This window comes from Serratia sp. 25CWL12 (assembly GCF_055790885.1).
Window position 1 is genome coordinate 2,375,332 of record NZ_CM147698.1, and the last position, 16,274, is coordinate 2,391,605.

Below are 16,274 nucleotides of genomic sequence, written 5' to 3' on the forward strand. Positions count from 1 at the left end.
GTTACTCTGCGACCTGATGCACAACATCGATGACCGACCCGTCACGATAACGCACCACCGCCACCACCTTATCGGTAAAGGCAATTGGCTGAGGTTCACCGGTCAATATCAGGGCGCGTTCCCGCAACCATTGAATGGTGACCACCTCCAACCCCGCCTCACGTAGACGTTGCGCCAACTCAGGGCGTGCCGGGTTAACCGCAATACCATGATCGGTAACCAAAATGTCAATGCTGGAGCCCGGTGTTACACAGGTAGTGACTTGCTCCACCAAGGTTGGAATACGCCCGCGCACCAACGGGGCGACAATAATCGCCAAACGTGCCGCGGCTGCGGTGTCGCAGTGACCACCCGAAGCGCCACGGATCATGCCATCTGAACCGGTCAAGACGTTGACGTTGAAACTGGTGTCAATTTCCAGTGCGCTCAGCACCACCACATCCAGGCGATCAACCGAGGCCCCTTTAGAGCTGAAGTTGGCATATTGGTTGGCGCTGATCTCGATATGATTAGGGTTACGCGCCAATGAGGTTGCTGCTGCACGATCAAAACTTTGCACATCGAGTAATTTATGGATCAGCCCTTTCTCATGCAGCTCGACCATGGTGGAGGTGATGCCCCCCAAAGCAAAACCAGCACGCACCCCGCGCAGGCGCATCTTATCTTCCAGGAATCGGGTTACCGCCAGAGAAGCGCCGCCAGTTCCGGTCTGCAAAGAGAAACCATCCGTGAAGTAACCTGAGCCGACAATCACCTCCGCCGCCCGGCGCGCAATCAGTAATTCACGCGGGTTAGAGGTCATGCGTGTGGCATCGGCACCGATTTTGTCGGCATCCCCCACTTGGGCCACTTGAACGATCAAGTCCACCTGATCTTGCGCCAAGCTGGCAGGATGATGTGGATAAGGCACGATAGCCTCAGTCAACAGCACCACATTACGTGCCACAGCGGCATCCACCTTGGCATAACCCAACGAGCCACAGCAGGCCTCACCGGTATAGCCGTTGGCATTGCCGAACTCATCGCAGCTAGGTACACCCAGGAAGGCAACATCAATCTGTAATTCGCCAGACTCAATCAGATCAACACGGCCACCGTGGGAATGGATCTGTACCGGCTGTTGCAATAAACCACGTGAAATAGCATCAGCCAGCGGCCCACGCAGGCCAGAGGTGTAAATACGGCTCACCACTCCATTGCGGATATGTTCAACCAAGGGAGCATGGCGATCGGTTAACGAGCTGGGTGCCAGTGTCAGATTGCGAAAGCCCATGGCGGCTATCACTTCCATCACTTGATTGAGTGTTAAATCACCACCACGGAATGCATGGTGGAACGAGATGGTCATACCATCTTGCAAACCGCTGCGGCGAATAGCCTCTTCCAGCGAGTCGCAACGTTTGATACCCCGTGGTTTCCGCGCCTGTTGGTTGGCCTTGGAGACGTCCTGATAAAGCTTCATGCCCGCGAGATTATCCAGTGTTGATAGGCGTTGTTGGCGTTTCATGATGCTTCCTCGCTGCGGTTCACTTCTTCGCGCACACCGGAAAGTGCCGCACGTTGCAATACCAGACGGGCTCGTTCGATGACTGGGCTGTCCACCATCTTGCCATTGAGCGAAACCACCCCACGCCCCTCTTTTTCTGCCGCTTCGGCCGCATCCACCACCCGTTGGGCATGGTCGACTTCCTTAGCGGTGGGGGCATACAGGTTGTGCAGCAATTCAATTTGGCGTGGGTTAATTAGCGATTTGCCGTCAAAACCCAACTGTTTGATCAACGCTGCTTCTTGCAGGAAGCCCGCTTCGTTATTGGCATCGGAATAGACGGTATCAAAGGCTTGAATACCTGCAGCACGGGCAGCTTGTAGCAAGGAACAACGGGCAAATAGCAGTTCTACCCCTTCCGGCGAGCGTTCGGTCCGCAAATTGCGCACATAATCTTCTGCTCCCAGAGCCATGCCCACCAGCCGTGGGGATGCATGAGCAATAGCCACCGCATTGGTGATACCTTGGGCTGACTCTACTGCCGCCAGCAAACCGGTACTGCCCACCGGGCGGCCGCAGGCGCGTTCAATGGCAGCAATTTCATGCTCCATATCCACAACGTCTTGTGCCGTGTCGGTTTTGGGTAAACGGACGATATCCACCCCAGCACGCACCACCGCCTGTAAATCAGCCACACCATAGGCAGAATCCAGCGCGTTAACCCGCACAATGGTTTCCACTTCCTGATACAGCGGGTGTTGCAGTGCGTGATAGACCAGGCGACGAGCGGCATCTTTCTCACGCAGGATCACTGAGTCCTCAAGGTCGAACATCAGGGCATCTGCCTGATAGATAAATGCGTTACTGACCATCGCCGCATTGGCACCCGGTACAAACAACATGCTACGGCGCATACGGTGTTTATTCAGCGTTTTCATGGCGATCCCCCCATGGCAGGCTGGCGGTGTCACTGGCGCGCATTAATGCCGTTTCCAACCGCGCACGCAGCACACAATCCAGTGCACCTTTGTCATCAACCATGACCTGGACTGGCGGCACGTTGTATTGCTGCAACACTTGCAACAAGGTGCGGCGGATGGCGTCACCAAACTGTTTCTCCACACTGCTGGCAATCAGCAAGTCATGTGCGGGGCCTTCTGCTGGCGCGATGCGAACCATCACATCACTGGATTCCAACGTACCGGCCATGGCCTCTCGGATTATTTTCATTCTTCACCTGATTAAGCAGATTCAATTTTTTGTTCTGTTACCGTTGAGCGCCGCTGTGTCTGCAGATCCTGCAAGTAGTACAAGGTATCTTTTGGCACCAATGGCGCAGCGGCGTGAAAGTCACCCGCTGCCAGTAGCTTGCGCACCCAGGAAGCGGAGATCGCGGTACCTTGATATTGCAGGCGTTCGATCTCTAGCAGCTCGATAGCTGGACTCGGCAAGGTGGGGGTTTCTAACCAGTAGCGCATATCGCGGTTGTATTTCGCCGTCACGGCACAAAATGGCTCATTGCCAACAAAGCGGTGGGTAATCCCTAATGCTGGGGCCAGATACTGGCGGAATATTTTTAGATCGATTTCGGTGTAACAATCATCGGCAACCCCTTGTTCTTTGATGAAATAACAAGGAAAGGTGGCCCGAGAGATAACGTACTGTGAGCCTTCATGCACCGTCAGGTTTTCAATCCCCTCGGTGCCTTTCAATACCAGGTCTCGGCGATCTTCATAGGGGAAGCGAGAGGTATTCTCCTTTACCAGAAACAGGTGGAGCCAGTCACAACGGGCTGCGGCTTCCCTTATCAAATATTGGTGACCACGGGTAAAAGGATTGGCATTCATCACAATACTGCCGATGGTATCCCCCGGCTGGCGCAACTTGGCCAGTTGCGTGGCATAACGTTTCAGGCGGCACGGACTATTTTCCATCAACACCACAATGCCTTGCACATTGGCTATTGGGTAAAAGCCGCATTGGCGAAATAACGCCTCATTTTGCACTTTGGTATAGATAAACAACTGGGTGTGATGGCGCTCATAGGCCAGATTAACCAACTCGGTTGCCAGTGACAGTGCCAACCCTTCACCCCGCATCTGCGGGCTGATGGCAACACATTTGATAATATTTTCGGCAATACCCCCGCAGGCAACTAATTGTTCGCCTTGTGTCACGGTAATAAAAACCTCCACCGTGGTGTCAATATTCAGATCGTTACTGCGTAAGAAAGCATTAATTGCCGTTATATTTTTGTGATCTGATCTTTTCACTCGATTAAATAGGGTATCACCTAACATACTGGTCTCTCTAAAATAACCTGAAAATAACAATTAAAATACAATAAGAATGTTAACCAATAGCAAACAAATTAAATAACCAATTTAAAACAAGGCATTGATTTACAAAGTGTTGTTACTTTAAAAATCAAACCGCATTAGGTAGCAAGCTAACAAGTCCCATCTGCCCTATCCTGCCCTGTCGCGAGATAAACCCCCGCTGCTGATATAGAGTGCAAGCAGAATGGTAATAATTAGAAAAAGAGCTAATGGTGCTATGTTAAACATAAAAATGGCCTTAATTATTGACCTATTTCACAAACCCTCCAGTGTATATAAATTGTTTAATGGTTTTTATTTTCTTAATTATTTTTATTGTTTTTACTGAGCCGGTAGTGTTTAATTAAATCGCGTTTAATCAGTATCCGTTAAATAATTCAAGCTGTAGGAAGTGAAAATGGAATGGCTTAACATTCTGATCGTAGAAGATGAAACCCCACTGGCAGAAATGCATGCGGAGTTTATCAAGCAACATGGGGGCTGCCGGCAGATCTGGCTGGCGGGCACACTGGCGCAAGCACGCATGATGACCGAACGTTTCAAACCTGACATGATCCTGCTGGATAACTTTTTGCCTGATGGTCAAGGGATTGAATTGCTGCGTGAATTAACGCTACAGGGCTTCGAGGGGGGGATTGTGTTTATTACTGCCGCCAGTGATATGGATACCGTGGCAGAAGCACTGCGCCATGGCGTTTTTGACTATCTGATCAAACCACTGGCCTATGATCGGTTAGCCCAAACCCTACAGCGCTTTAGCCAACTGCGCGAGGCGCTAAAAGACAAAGCACGGCTCAACCAACGCCGCATTGACGAGATGTTTAATACCTATGCACGCGGTGGTGAACAAATCTCCTTACCCACCGGTATTGATAGACTGACCTTGATGAAAATACGCACCTTATTTGACGATCCACAAGCGCGCCATACCGCAGAGAGCGTCGCGCAGCAAATCGGCCTGAGCCGCACCACTGCCCGTCGTTACCTGGAATTTTTCACCGCCAGTCATCAATTGGTCGCAGAAATTATTTACGGCAAGGTGGGCAGACCACAGCGTATTTATCGCTCTGCGGACAGCAGCGAGCCACTCTGATCCGGTTATCAATGGATTTCAAAGTGGGATTTAACAGGCTAAATCTGTTAAAACTTCAATGGGTTGCGCATTCTTTAAGCAAACAATCACAGAATGCATAATCCTCCTTTGACTTCCTTGCGGCACCCCGTTATGATTCTTGCCGTTCACACGATTCCTCTGTAGTTCAGTCGGTAGAACGGCGGACTGTTAATCCGTATGTCACTGGTTCGAGTCCAGTCAGAGGAGCCAAATTTAGAAAACCCCGCTTAGGTAACTAAGTGGGGTTTTTGCATTTAGGTTTGGTGAAGAATATCGATATTTTAAGTGAGGCTATGGCGGTTCTGGATGGCGTACAATCTTGAACCATTGCCCAAGTTGAACCAAAGCCATCCTTAGTGTGTTAAGCGATACTTGCTGCAACCCATCTATTAAACTCATCTCTGGAAGATGCTTCATTCATATCATCTGGGTGTAGCACAATCCCCCATCCGGTTAATGGCACCGTGACTGTACCAAGCACCCGATCAACTTTTCCATTCTTCGTTCTCTGGTAGCCTGCACTGATCGGCCCATGCAGCTGACTCGAATAGGAATGGGTGACGCAACGCGAGTTCACCGTTCTGTTACCGTTTAAATCAAGGAACCGTTATTACGAATGTCTATTGATTCAATTACTGTAAGTACACCGTCTTAATCCCTTTAAAAGCAGGGAACCGTTATTACCAATCCTTGCCCGTATCGCCGCCATTGCCGCTTCGTCTTAATCCCTTTCAAATCAGGGAACCGTTATTACATACGTTCAGCATTCAGTTTGACAATAAAATGCAGTCTTAATCCCTTTTAAATCAGGGAACCGTTATTACGCAAGCAGATGCAATATACGCACAAATGGAAGGTCTTAATCCCTTTTAAATCAGGGAACCGTTATTACAGTTGTACAGCGCAAAAGATGAGGCGGTTAGCGTGTCTTAATCCCTTTGAAATCAGGGAACCGTTATTACCCAGTTCAAGAATCTGGCTAACTTCACACTTCAGTCTTAATCCCTTTCAAATCAGGGAACCGTTATTACAATAAAGCGCGGTCATGGCCGGAGCCTAAAGACGTCTTAATCCCTTTCAAATCAGGGAACCGTTATTACCTATCTAACATGCATGTTTATAACGACGAAATCGTGTCTTAATCCCTTTCAAATCAGGGAACCGTTATTACACGGGACGCAGCACAGGACGCAGCATGGGACGGTCTTAATCCCTTTTAAATCAGGGAACCGTTATTACTTATTGGCGATATGTATGTTGTTGTTTCTGACTTGTCTTAATCCCTTTTAAATCAGGGAACCGTTATTACCTAAGGAATGAAACATTCAGCGCGATTAAGTACAGTCTTAATCCCTTTCAAATCAGGGAACCGTTATTACCAGAACAAGAATTCATCTCAAACATCGACACAGTGTCTTAATCCCTTTCAAATCAGGGAACCGTTATTACACTTCCTGCCTGAAATCACTAACACTGAAATCGAGTCTTAATCCCTTTTAAATCAGGGAACCGTTATTACAACAATACGAGGAAGCATTAGCCATGAAAAATAAGTCTTAATCCCTTTCAAATCAGGGAACCGTTATTACGGTAAGTTGGCTTGGCAGGAAGTAGCTGCAGAAGAGTCTTAATCCCTTTCAAATCAGGGAACCGTTATTACGACAAAATATTGGACTGGCGAGTTGTACAAGTGAAGTCTTAATCCCTTTCAAATCAGGGAACCGTTATTACTATACATCACCTACCTCACCTCTTACAGCCCATAGTCTTAATCCCTTTCAAATCAGGGAACCGTTATTACGCAAGTGAAAGACATGACAGAATGGCCTGGGTTTGTCTTAATCCCTTTCAAATCAGGGAACCATTATTACATATTCTAGCTTGTTCACCTAAAGGCCGATTTGGTCTTAATCCTTTCAAATCAGGGAACCGTTATTACACAAATCATAGTTTTTTATATTTATCAGCTTTATGTCTTAATCCCTTTCAAATCAGGGAACCGTTATTACGATTCAGGCCATCGATAACAGCGTGACCGTTGATGTCTTAATCCCTTTCAAATCAGGGAACCGTTATTACAGGAGACGCGAGAAGTGGACATTGAAAGATTGAGTCTTAATCCCTTTCAAATCAGGGAACCGTTATTACCGACTTAACACTGCAGCCCTTGTAGCGCAAGGACTCTGAGGGGCCCTTATTTCACCCAGCACATCACACCAAATAGCCACTAAAAACAGCCATTCAAAGAATATAAAACCATTATATTCACCCCAAACAGACTTTTTACCATTAACGCCGAATGGCGCAAAAAGATCAAAGAGATAAACTATGCCACCTTTATTCAATATCCGGCAAACTATATTGTTAAAGAGCTGAAAAATCAAGGCAGTAATCCAGAAAAAATGTAATTTTTACACCTGGTTATGCTAACAACCGATATTTGCCTAGCCCAAAGGTTGTTTTACCACCAAGCTGTAAGACCTCACCAGCCTGTAACCAGGGTAGTGCTTCACTAATTTCGCCTTGATAGCTGATCTGGCCCTTAACGCCGCCAAACGGTAACATGCCATCAGCAACCGCTGAGTAACGTTGCCAATCCTCAAAATAGAGATAGTGCTGCACCGCGTAGTCACTCATTTTTGGCAGATCGTGGTATAACCTGTTGTACCATTCGGGCTGATCCGCGACCCAAAATGTACCCAATAACTTGATACGCCGTTGAATATGGCGGATCCAAACATCTAAAGGAAATGCCTGCGGCGGCTGGATCTGTCCGTTGAATTTCCAGCGCATCGGTGTTTGCAACTGTAAGGCGACTTCTATTGCCCCTAGGGCGGGTTGAGGATAGAGCCACTCCGCCAGCAGGGTAGGATGCAAGCCTGGCCGATAACGCCCCGGCAACTGCGAACAGACAGAGATTAATACTACGGGCGTGCGTTGCTCACCTAAACCGAGTTTTTGCCCATATTCAAGCGCTTCCAGCACCCTAGGTGCTAGGCTGGTCGCTTCGCCGATCAGCAACAGTTCAAACGATAAAATTTCATGTTTACACCACTGCTTTTTTAAATCTTCATTCGGGCAAATTACATAAGGCTTCGGTTGTTGCACCGCATGTTGACCATAGAGCGTGGCGTAAACTCGCTCATCCACTGCTTTCAGCGCCTGACCCAACCAACCATGCCACATTGACCCTTTAAAAGCAGGTAGTTGCGTATCTTCAGTGAGTTGCAAGGTAATGTGCAACCGCAATAATTGGAAATGGCGCGCTACTTCAAGCAATGCAACTGACATCAGCAGCTTTCCTCAATACCGTATTTTTGTTTTAACATAGTGATGTTATGTCTACGCTCTTTCACTTTCTTATTAGTGATTTTGCGGTATCGGCTACTCTCTTCCAATTGTAAAAAGCGTGTCACCAGCACCTTATCAGACTGTTGTTGCAAAAATTGCTTAACCAAATCATCGATACGTTTAATCGACTCATCATGTTGTTGCTGATCAGTGGCAGCTTTCTCTAATGTATCCCGTAACTGTTCTATTTTCCTTTCATCTTCGGGCAACGCTGCCAACTCGTCCTTCCTTATCTGCTGTCGCTCTTGCTGTTCACGCTCTATTTTTTGCTGTTGCTCTTGTTGCTCACGTTCTATTTTTTCCTTTTGCATCCCTGTAAACCAGCTATCGTCCTTATCTTTACTGGTAATCAAATTGGCTAAGCGCCCCCGAGTAAAGCTGGTTGGTACTGGCGGCGATGCAGTTATCTCCTCGCTGCGCGACAAAATATCACCCTGCCATTGTAAAGGGGGTAACGGGGCGTTTCTTCCTTTATATTCACCCAATTGCATATAGCTTAAATCACGCTCGGTATTGGCTGAAAGTGAGGCCATACACAACAAGTGCTGTAATTGGCTACTATTTTGCCAGCTTTGGTTATCTGCCCCCGGGTGTTGCTGATCCATATGGGCAATAAATGCGTTTATCAGTTCTTCACAGCCGAGTTCTGCATTGTTTTCACGGTCGTTCGGAATAACCTTGAGGGTTTTAACCGCCAACTGAACAGCTCCATAGCCCAAAGGTTTGCCGTGCCCTAGCCCATGCACACGCTCACTGTTTTCTGCCGTTCTACCCAGTTGCAGCACCCATAACAGGGCCCCTAATTCTTCTTTTTTAAGGTTATGAAATACCAGCTCACCAGTAAATTCACTCCCTGCTTTTAATAACTCCAACTTGGATGTGACATTGTTATTTTCACTCGTTTCGGTATCGGTATTTTGACTAATTTTTTTAGTAGCAATATAACGTTTCCACCCTGACAAGCGAGAATTTTTATTATTATAATCCTGTTCCTGTTTTTCATCTTGTTCCAGATAGGCAGCTGCAAAGGTTGGTTTGGGATTATTCAATATTACCGGGCCACTCTCAAAAACCGCCTCTTTCCCATTCAATTGCGCATCACCAAACCAAACTCGGCTCTTCAAGCTTAACCCTTGCTCACGTAAGGTGCCAAACATCAACTCAGCCATATCAAAATAGTGTGGGCTATTATGCCCCCGATGCTGCGCTTCGACCAAATTCAAGGTGGATTGATGATAAGCAATACGTGGCATTTTCGCCAAACCTAAATAATGTGGTGTTCTTTTATTTCCCTCTGTTAAGGCAAAAACCGGGATCCCCAATTGTGGCTGCGGATTTTGTTCCAAATAACGGAGGTGTTCATTTTGATGGCTGAATGTAAAATTTTTATTAACTTCGCTATTAACATCTAACGTTTGTTGTTCCACATCGTAAAAGCAATAACTGAAATTGTAGTCTTCTTCCTTCCCTTTACCTTTTATTCTTTCATTAAGAAAAACCACCTGGGATTGAATTATACCAAAGCCAATATCACAAGCATAAGCCACCTTCTCCTCTTTATTGCTCCCTTTTTCTTTCACCTCACTCTTTATATTGATTAAAAGATCTCTTTTAAGTGGGAATAATTGATATTTCTTGAGGGCTGACAAGCTATTTTTCAGTCCCCCCGCGTCTTTGCCTAAGAACTCATTCAAATCAGCATGTTTGATTTTCACAAACTTGCAATATCTTATTTTCCACTGTTGGCTTTCCGCATGGTATTTTAACCAACCCGCTCGAACTATATGTTTATTATATTCTGATAAATAACTGTTATTCGCATAAGAAAGATCCCGATATGAGAAGCGCTGATCGTCAATGGCTGCAAACTTGCCAAAACTGGCGATTTCAAGCACAGTGCGCAACATCCCTTTCAGACTGGAACCGGGGATAATCAGCCTGCCTGCCGGGTCCCGCGCCCACTTCACTACGGTTGGCTGATCGGTTGCAGGTTGGTATTGCTCTGCGCCAACCAACAGTGGCGTCTTGTTATGCAGCCGATACACAATTTTGCCGCTGTAACCTTGGCGAAATGGCACGTCATGGCTAACTTGATGTGCCCATGCAGGCATATAAATCCAGCGCGATAATGGCACAAAATGATAAGGGCCGTGGGTTTCGTTCTGCTTGCTCATGTTGCACTCCCCTCAAAGCAAAAACCGACAAACTGCTGTACCAGCGGTAACCAACGCCCTTCCTGCACTCCTTGCTGTTCCCGCTGCCACCAGAGGCGATAGCATGCCTGATTAACCCCTTCCTGCTTTAACGTGTCACGTAGATAAATTTTCTGTGCACTATAGACTTGCAGAGTCTCACCCACCGCTATAGGGCAGAGTTGTATCACGCGGTAGCAATCATCGGCGATCAACTTCACCTGTAACGACTGCCCGTCGCGATACCACTCACCTTCTAGCAAGGATACGGGATTAACAAGGCCGGCATTGATTACTATCTGATCGCGGCTACTGTACCAACCCTCATACGCCTGAAATTCACCAATACGCTGAACCACCTGTTCAAGAGTTGCAGTAGTGCCTGTAATGCTGATAGCCGCAGACGTCAATTGGGATACAACATCTGACTCTTTGCTGCCCTGATACAGTCGTTGATATTCCTGAATACTCATACTGTTTCCTTCTCCTGACAAAGCTGGGGCATGTTCACCAGACACTCCCTCTGCCTATCCTGTTGCACCAGGCTGGCACCTCTTCCACTACCAGCACCCAACGGTAGACGACCCTCACGCAGATCATCCAGGGTATATTCCAGCGCCTGTTGCAGTTCTTGCGATAAATGAGTATCGGGGGCCAACCACAAACGCAACTCAAAACTTGGTTGATAGAGTAACTCTTCGCTATAGAGCTTCCCTTGCCGTACACCACCGGTAAAACGGTCGATGCTGTTATAACGGCGGATATAAGTGTGTTCCGGTTTAATGGCGATAGGAACATCATCTACAAACAGTCTGCCTGCCACGGCACTATCACTATTCGGTTCAACATTACCGAGCAGTTTCCATAGCTCTTCAGGCCGTTTTTCCCACTGTGTGTTATCAGCGATATCCTCATACTCTTCAGCCCAGTTCTGGGTTAAGCGCCGGTAGTGATAGGCCAGACGATGGCCAAGAATACCTTTAATCGAACTGCCACATAGCACGGGTTGCGGCGCTGAAACCGTGCCATGATCGCCGTCCCAGTCAATACGTCGCTCACTGTAGGTAAAGCTGCCAACATGATCGTTTTGCTCTGCTTGCCCACCATTCTCTTTAGCGGAAGAGCGCTTAACTTCAGGCCCCAAGCGTGTTTCACCACGACCACAACGCCAGGCACCCAATGCTTTTAGCGGCAAGGTAGCGAATGGCGACTCTGCACATTCCATGGCTGGCGGTTGCGACGGGCTCAGCTTACGCTGAATAAAATCGGCCAAACGCTGCCCCATAGCTGGATTTCCAGCCAGATCCAGGCATTGGCTATGATGGGCGATCACTTTGATCTGTCCCAAACCATTGCGGGTACTCCCGCCCAAGGCAAAACGACGCACCTGCCAGCAGGCCAGTAACTGTTGCCATTCTGCCTCCAGTTCTGGTTGATGTTGCTCAGCTCGCCAGTGAATATTGACACTGAAACGTACACCAGCTGGCAGCAGAATCTGGTCAAACTTACCTTCATGGCTCGCCACACCACGATCATTAATCCGCACTCGTTCACGATGGTGTGGCCGTTCTTGCAGCAATAACGATAACAGTGGATCCTGTGCCAACTCGTCAGGTGCGCGTAACCCTATCACCGGGCAGTTATGACTATCATGGATCACTCCATCACTGATGATTAGGCGCGAAGCATCACTGTGTTCATCCAAGGAGCCAAACCAACGCTGTTGCAGTTCCTGGTTAGCCAAATGTCGCCAAACCCCTGCTAATGCCGTCGCAGGCAAATAGGGTAAGCCGTTTGCATCCCGCGCCAATTGAGTATCAAAACCGATTTCCCGCCCACCACTATTGATAGCCATGGGGGATTGTGCTTCCAGCAATAAACAGCAGGTGTAGATCACTGTCATGATGCTATCTCCTCTCGCGATATTTTCTTCACCAGTTGCAAGCCCTCGGCGGTGGAAAGGTCTTGTTTAGTGACCTTTTCCAATAAAAGCAGCATCACCGAGCGTGGTTGCTCCGCAACCAATTGCTGAAGATGAGTGGCGAAGCTTTTTACGCTGTTATGCTCATCTAACCAGGAAAGCCCCCAACCCAACGGGTCATTGCTGCTTTTGCAGATCGCACTCTCCCCGTCAAACAGACTCTGTTGCCATGACTGATCATCCGTACTGTATTTGACAACCGCTTCAATACGGCGCCATTGAGTCATTGAGGGGCCAGCCTGATGCCGAGGGGAGATCTTGTTATAACTACGAACCTGCTTGTAACTGCTAACAATCTCTTGCAGCAAACACGCCACATTTTGCTGATCTTGCTGCTGCAGTTGTTGTCTTTGTTGTTGCGCCGCTACCCATTGGATTAGCGGGGAATGAGCGATCTCACCTACCTCTGTTTGTGGCGTTTTGATGTCCGGCAATCGAATAGCCCAAGAATGAAACAGTTCATCCTTGGGTAATGCACTCTGGCGCGACCAACTGGGGTTGAGTGCAACCCAACCAAGCCCTTGCTGACGATTAAGCCCGGTGCCCTTCTGGGTTATCTCTTGCAATACTTCATCTGAAATCGGTTGCTCCAAGGTATAGGTCAGCACGCTGCCCTTGCTGATTAGCCACTGTTCGCTATCGAGCCCCTGCCGTTGCTGGTTAAAACGACGAAGGCGTTGCGTGCGGATAAAACTGCGCTTCCTATCCAAGTGGCCACACAGTGATGGATGGATGTCGGCTGCAGAGGGGCTCAACGTTGGCATACCGAGACTATTGATAAACTCACTGTCACTCAAACACCAGACCACCAACTCTTGCTGCCGATTTTCCACCCTCGGCAATTCAGGCGTATCCACAGTCTGTAATTGCACTTGACCAAACTCGCTATTACGTGAGCGCCCAATGCGTAATTCCTGTTGAAGCGATCCCATCAAGCGGTTTAGTAACTGCCTATCTTCTGCGTCAATCCAGCCGACAAAAGTCTGGCCAGGCTCGATATAAGCATAAGAGAATAATGCGCCCTCTTTGGCACGCCGCTGTGCATTAAGCGCGGTGCGGGTGGTCACCCCTCTTTTCACCGAGGCGACTTTCCCCTGAGTGGTAATATAACCTGAACGCAACTGCTGCCTTTGATTACCTGGGCTCTGCTGAAAATCCCCTGCCGCATGGTTGTAGATATCTGGCAAATTACACCGCAAGTGTTCGTGCTGTTCAAACCATGGTTTACCTTTTTCAATATGCCAACTCAACGGTAAAGGTAGGGCAATTTCACCGTGGCAGAATGGATAACAGGGGCTGAAACGGCAATGGCCTGAATGAAACAGTTGCCAACTTTCTGCACTAGAGAGGTCACCATAATGTTGTGCTGCCAGAGCGCCAAGAATGGTGCTACCAGGTATGTAATCCAGACATTCATGGTTATTGGTGGTCGCGTGACTCTGGCTGAGGATCACCGGGGTTTTGGTGGTCAGCGTATAATAAATTCTCATCGTCCAAGTCCCCTATTCCGTCGTTGTAGTCAGTGGTGATACGGTGATTTGTACCGCCCCTAACCCACGGTTACGTTTAGCCCCCAGCTCGGTGATCAACATAACTGCCTGCTGCAACCAACAGGCAAATTGTTCAGCATAATCAGCTTGCCACTGGCGATGAGCCGTGTTCAATACCAAACGCGCTTGTAGCTCCATGGGGACAACGGTTTCAACCACACGTAAACTCATGGTTTTCGCCACCCCCGTTGACTGATCAATCGCTGTATTGCTGCGGGTACGGTAAAGCAACCTCTTGGCGCAATGCTCGATCAAAAATTTCTGCTCGCCGTCTATCAGCTCCGCACTCGAAAGCTGAATGATCCCAGCAGTGTCCATACCTTGGGTGCCTTCACAGCCGAACAGACGTTGGATATCGGCATCTGTTGCACCAGGCAACCAGCAGTTCTTTAACGCCTCCTCAAATGCATTACGCAACAGCCCTTTGATGCTTTTACCTGGGATAAAGGGCAAGCCGTCACTATTTTTAAGGGCAGTGCTATCGGCATAGCTCCCCTGTTCACGGCCACTTCCAATATGCCATTCACTCAATAGCTGGAATTTCAGATTAAAAGACAACATTATCTACCCTCCTGGTGGGGGCTGGGGTATTACAAGAGAACCCGTCTTCTTTAGGTTGGAAACGCGCAACCACTAACAGGTCCTCAATCAAACAGTACCTTTGCTCTTCTTCTTGCCAGTACCATGTCGAACTATGGCGATGACAGTCAGTCAATGCTGTTTCCCAGTTTTTTTTCTGCTCAGGAGAAAGTCGTTGCACCGCACGCTGGTAAATATTATCCGCTTCTGCCTTATCCCCAAGCGCGAGACAGGTAGACATCTGCCGCCATTTATTGATACCAAGAGGATGCCCAGGTTCGCTTAACATCCTGGCGAGTTTGATTAATTTATTCAGGTTAGGTTGAGGCGTCTCATCCCCTATAAAATAGGCCTGTTGTGCCAACCTGATTGTTCGCTGGTCGTTCAATAACACATGCTGGGTGTTTTCTCTCAATACGGTCACGTCATCCGCCACCGCCCGTGATAAACGGTAAAAAGCCAGTGCCGCACGCTGCGAACCCTGTTGTTTGGTCATGGTTTTTGCTTCACGGCATAAGCCTTCAACCAAATGGTGGCTATAGGTAAAAGGGTGGCCCGCTTTATGGTAGAGAATACCGCCACTGGCTGTGAGCGAGGCGGGTAAACCTTTGCCCATCAATTCATTTTGCTGATAAAATTTGCCTAACCGTGTTGCCGATTGCTTTTCGAACTCCTGGCAAAAACTCTGGCTAAACCCTAACGCCAAGTCGGCCCGACAAAGCACGGTAATATCATCGCCACCCAGTACCAGCGGTCGCATTGGCAAAAGATCTTCAGAGTTTAAGTGACGACATAACTCTGTAGTGGCTTTCTGTGACGCCATTTTAGTGGCCTCTGCCACTACATTTGAGAATGCCCGCATCGCATTGGCATACTGCTCATCTGTTTTCTTTGTTAACAACATCCCTAATTTTTTCAAAAGATTACCAAGGCCATTGCCATCAATATGGATCAACGCCAGATCTTTCACTGCAGTATCTATTCTGCTGTCATCCTCTACGAACGGGAAGTCAGCAAGATTAATGGGATAGCCGACTTGTTGCTTTAACTCTTCAGGTTCAGGGATAAATTTACCCAATAGTTGTGTACGCAACCCCTTGTCCTGATACCATTCGCGTTGGCGAACGGTATCTAAATCCAGCGCAGTGCGGGTTTCTTCTTCCCTCATGGTTGCGCGCTTGGCCAATGGCGTTATTGGCACCGCTGCCCCTCCGCTACGCTGATAATGGCCACAAATCGCGGTACTAATAGGGAAAGTAATGAGGTGATTTTGCGCGTCATTTGCGAGGGATGCCCGCCCTGTTGCCATAGCTTCTTGCAAAGAATGCCCCTGCGACAAAGCATCTGCAAAATGTAGCGAGGGCAGTAGTTGCGTCACGGTGAGCGTCCACAATGAACGCAGTGCCAGTAACGCTTGTCGCTCATCGCTCCACGCGTAAAAAGCGCCCCCTTTGCAGCGAATAAAACGAATGGTTGGCTTTCCTTGCCCTTGGTTGAGGACCAGGTCTGAGCTGAGATCAGACGCCTTTAACACCGCATAGAGAATACTTTCTTGGTTATCATCCACCAATCGGTCAAGGCAATCACTGGCGGCTATCACATCCCGCAAGCGACCAGAGCGGAACAAATAAGTTTGTATCGATTTGGCTTCAAAAAGATAAACATAAACCACGTGAAGCTCC

12 protein-coding genes, 1 tRNA gene and 1 CRISPR repeat array are annotated in these 16,274 nt (G+C 48.2%); of the genes, 2 read left to right on the plus strand and 11 right to left on the minus strand.

Annotation, left to right across the window (positions count from 1 at the left end; genetic code table 11):
- Position 1: 1 nt before the first annotated feature.
- The 4 genes from citF to citC are packed head-to-tail and all read right to left on the minus strand — an operon-like array spanning position 2 to position 3,786.
- On the minus strand, positions 2–1,507 hold the full coding sequence (citF, locus tag ACX9GV_RS10330; protein WP_473195450.1) for a citrate lyase subunit alpha: 1,506 nt from the start codon (positions 1,505–1,507) through the stop codon (positions 2–4).
- Positions 1,504–2,424 carry a citrate (pro-3S)-lyase subunit beta gene (gene citE / locus ACX9GV_RS10335; protein WP_023492526.1) on the minus strand — a complete coding sequence of 307 codons (921 nt, stop codon included), beginning with the start codon at positions 2,422–2,424 and terminating at the stop codon, positions 1,504–1,506. The genes citF and citE overlap by 4 nt, the downstream gene beginning before the upstream one ends.
- The gene (gene citD, locus ACX9GV_RS10340; RefSeq protein WP_023492527.1) at positions 2,408–2,716 is read right to left on the minus strand and encodes a citrate lyase acyl carrier protein; all 309 of its coding nucleotides are present in this window, start codon (positions 2,714–2,716) and stop codon (positions 2,408–2,410) included. The genes citE and citD overlap by 17 nt, the downstream gene beginning before the upstream one ends.
- An 11-nt stretch (positions 2,717–2,727) precedes the next feature.
- On the minus strand, positions 2,728–3,786 hold the full coding sequence (citC, locus tag ACX9GV_RS10345; protein ID WP_473195451.1) for a [citrate (pro-3S)-lyase] ligase: 1,059 nt from the start codon (positions 3,784–3,786) through the stop codon (positions 2,728–2,730).
- A gap of 436 nt (positions 3,787–4,222) precedes the next feature.
- On the opposite strand from citC, the gene dpiA reads away from it, so the two are divergent.
- Positions 4,223–4,918, plus strand: a complete 696-nt coding sequence (gene dpiA, locus ACX9GV_RS10350; protein ID WP_473195452.1) for a two-component response regulator DpiA — start codon at positions 4,223–4,225, stop codon at positions 4,916–4,918.
- Between the two features lie 155 nt (positions 4,919–5,073).
- Positions 5,074–5,149, plus strand: a tRNA-Asn gene (locus ACX9GV_RS10355).
- 438 nt (positions 5,150–5,587) lie between these two features.
- Positions 5,588–7,087: a CRISPR direct-repeat array (repeat unit 36 nt; unit sequence GTCTTAATCCCTTTCAAATCAGGGAACCGTTATTAC).
- Positions 7,088–7,360: 273 nt separating this feature from the next.
- Here the strand turns inward: ACX9GV_RS10355 and cas6 are convergent.
- The 7 genes from cas6 to ACX9GV_RS10390 are packed head-to-tail and all read right to left on the minus strand — an operon-like array spanning position 7,361 to position 16,264.
- Complete coding sequence (cas6, locus tag ACX9GV_RS10360) at positions 7,361–8,230, minus strand: CRISPR system precrRNA processing endoribonuclease RAMP protein Cas6 (protein WP_473195453.1); 870 nt, start codon at positions 8,228–8,230, stop codon at positions 7,361–7,363.
- Positions 8,230–10,464, minus strand: coding sequence for a TIGR03986 family type III CRISPR-associated RAMP protein (locus ACX9GV_RS10365; RefSeq protein ID WP_473195454.1), 2,235 nt, complete (start codon positions 10,462–10,464; stop codon positions 8,230–8,232). Before ACX9GV_RS10365 ends, cas6 begins: the two co-directional genes overlap by 1 nt.
- Positions 10,461–10,955: a hypothetical protein gene (locus tag ACX9GV_RS10370; RefSeq protein WP_473195455.1), complete on the minus strand. Its 495-nt coding sequence runs from the start codon at positions 10,953–10,955 to the stop codon at positions 10,461–10,463. The genes ACX9GV_RS10365 and ACX9GV_RS10370 overlap by 4 nt, the downstream gene beginning before the upstream one ends.
- Positions 10,952–12,385 carry an RAMP superfamily CRISPR-associated protein gene (locus ACX9GV_RS10375; RefSeq protein WP_473195456.1) on the minus strand — a complete coding sequence of 478 codons (1,434 nt, stop codon included), beginning with the start codon at positions 12,383–12,385 and terminating at the stop codon, positions 10,952–10,954. Before ACX9GV_RS10375 ends, ACX9GV_RS10370 begins: the two co-directional genes overlap by 4 nt.
- Positions 12,382–13,953, minus strand: a complete 1,572-nt coding sequence (locus tag ACX9GV_RS10380) for a hypothetical protein (protein ID WP_473195457.1) — start codon at positions 13,951–13,953, stop codon at positions 12,382–12,384. The genes ACX9GV_RS10375 and ACX9GV_RS10380 overlap by 4 nt, the downstream gene beginning before the upstream one ends.
- Positions 13,954–13,965: 12 nt before the next feature.
- Entirely contained in the window at positions 13,966–14,574 is a 609-nt protein-coding gene (locus ACX9GV_RS10385) for an RAMP superfamily CRISPR-associated protein (protein ID WP_473195458.1), read from the minus strand.
- Positions 14,561–16,264: a Cas10/Cmr2 second palm domain-containing protein gene (locus ACX9GV_RS10390; protein WP_473195459.1), complete on the minus strand. Its 1,704-nt coding sequence runs from the start codon at positions 16,262–16,264 to the stop codon at positions 14,561–14,563. The genes ACX9GV_RS10385 and ACX9GV_RS10390 overlap by 14 nt, the downstream gene beginning before the upstream one ends.
- Positions 16,265–16,274: the final 10 nt, after the last annotated feature.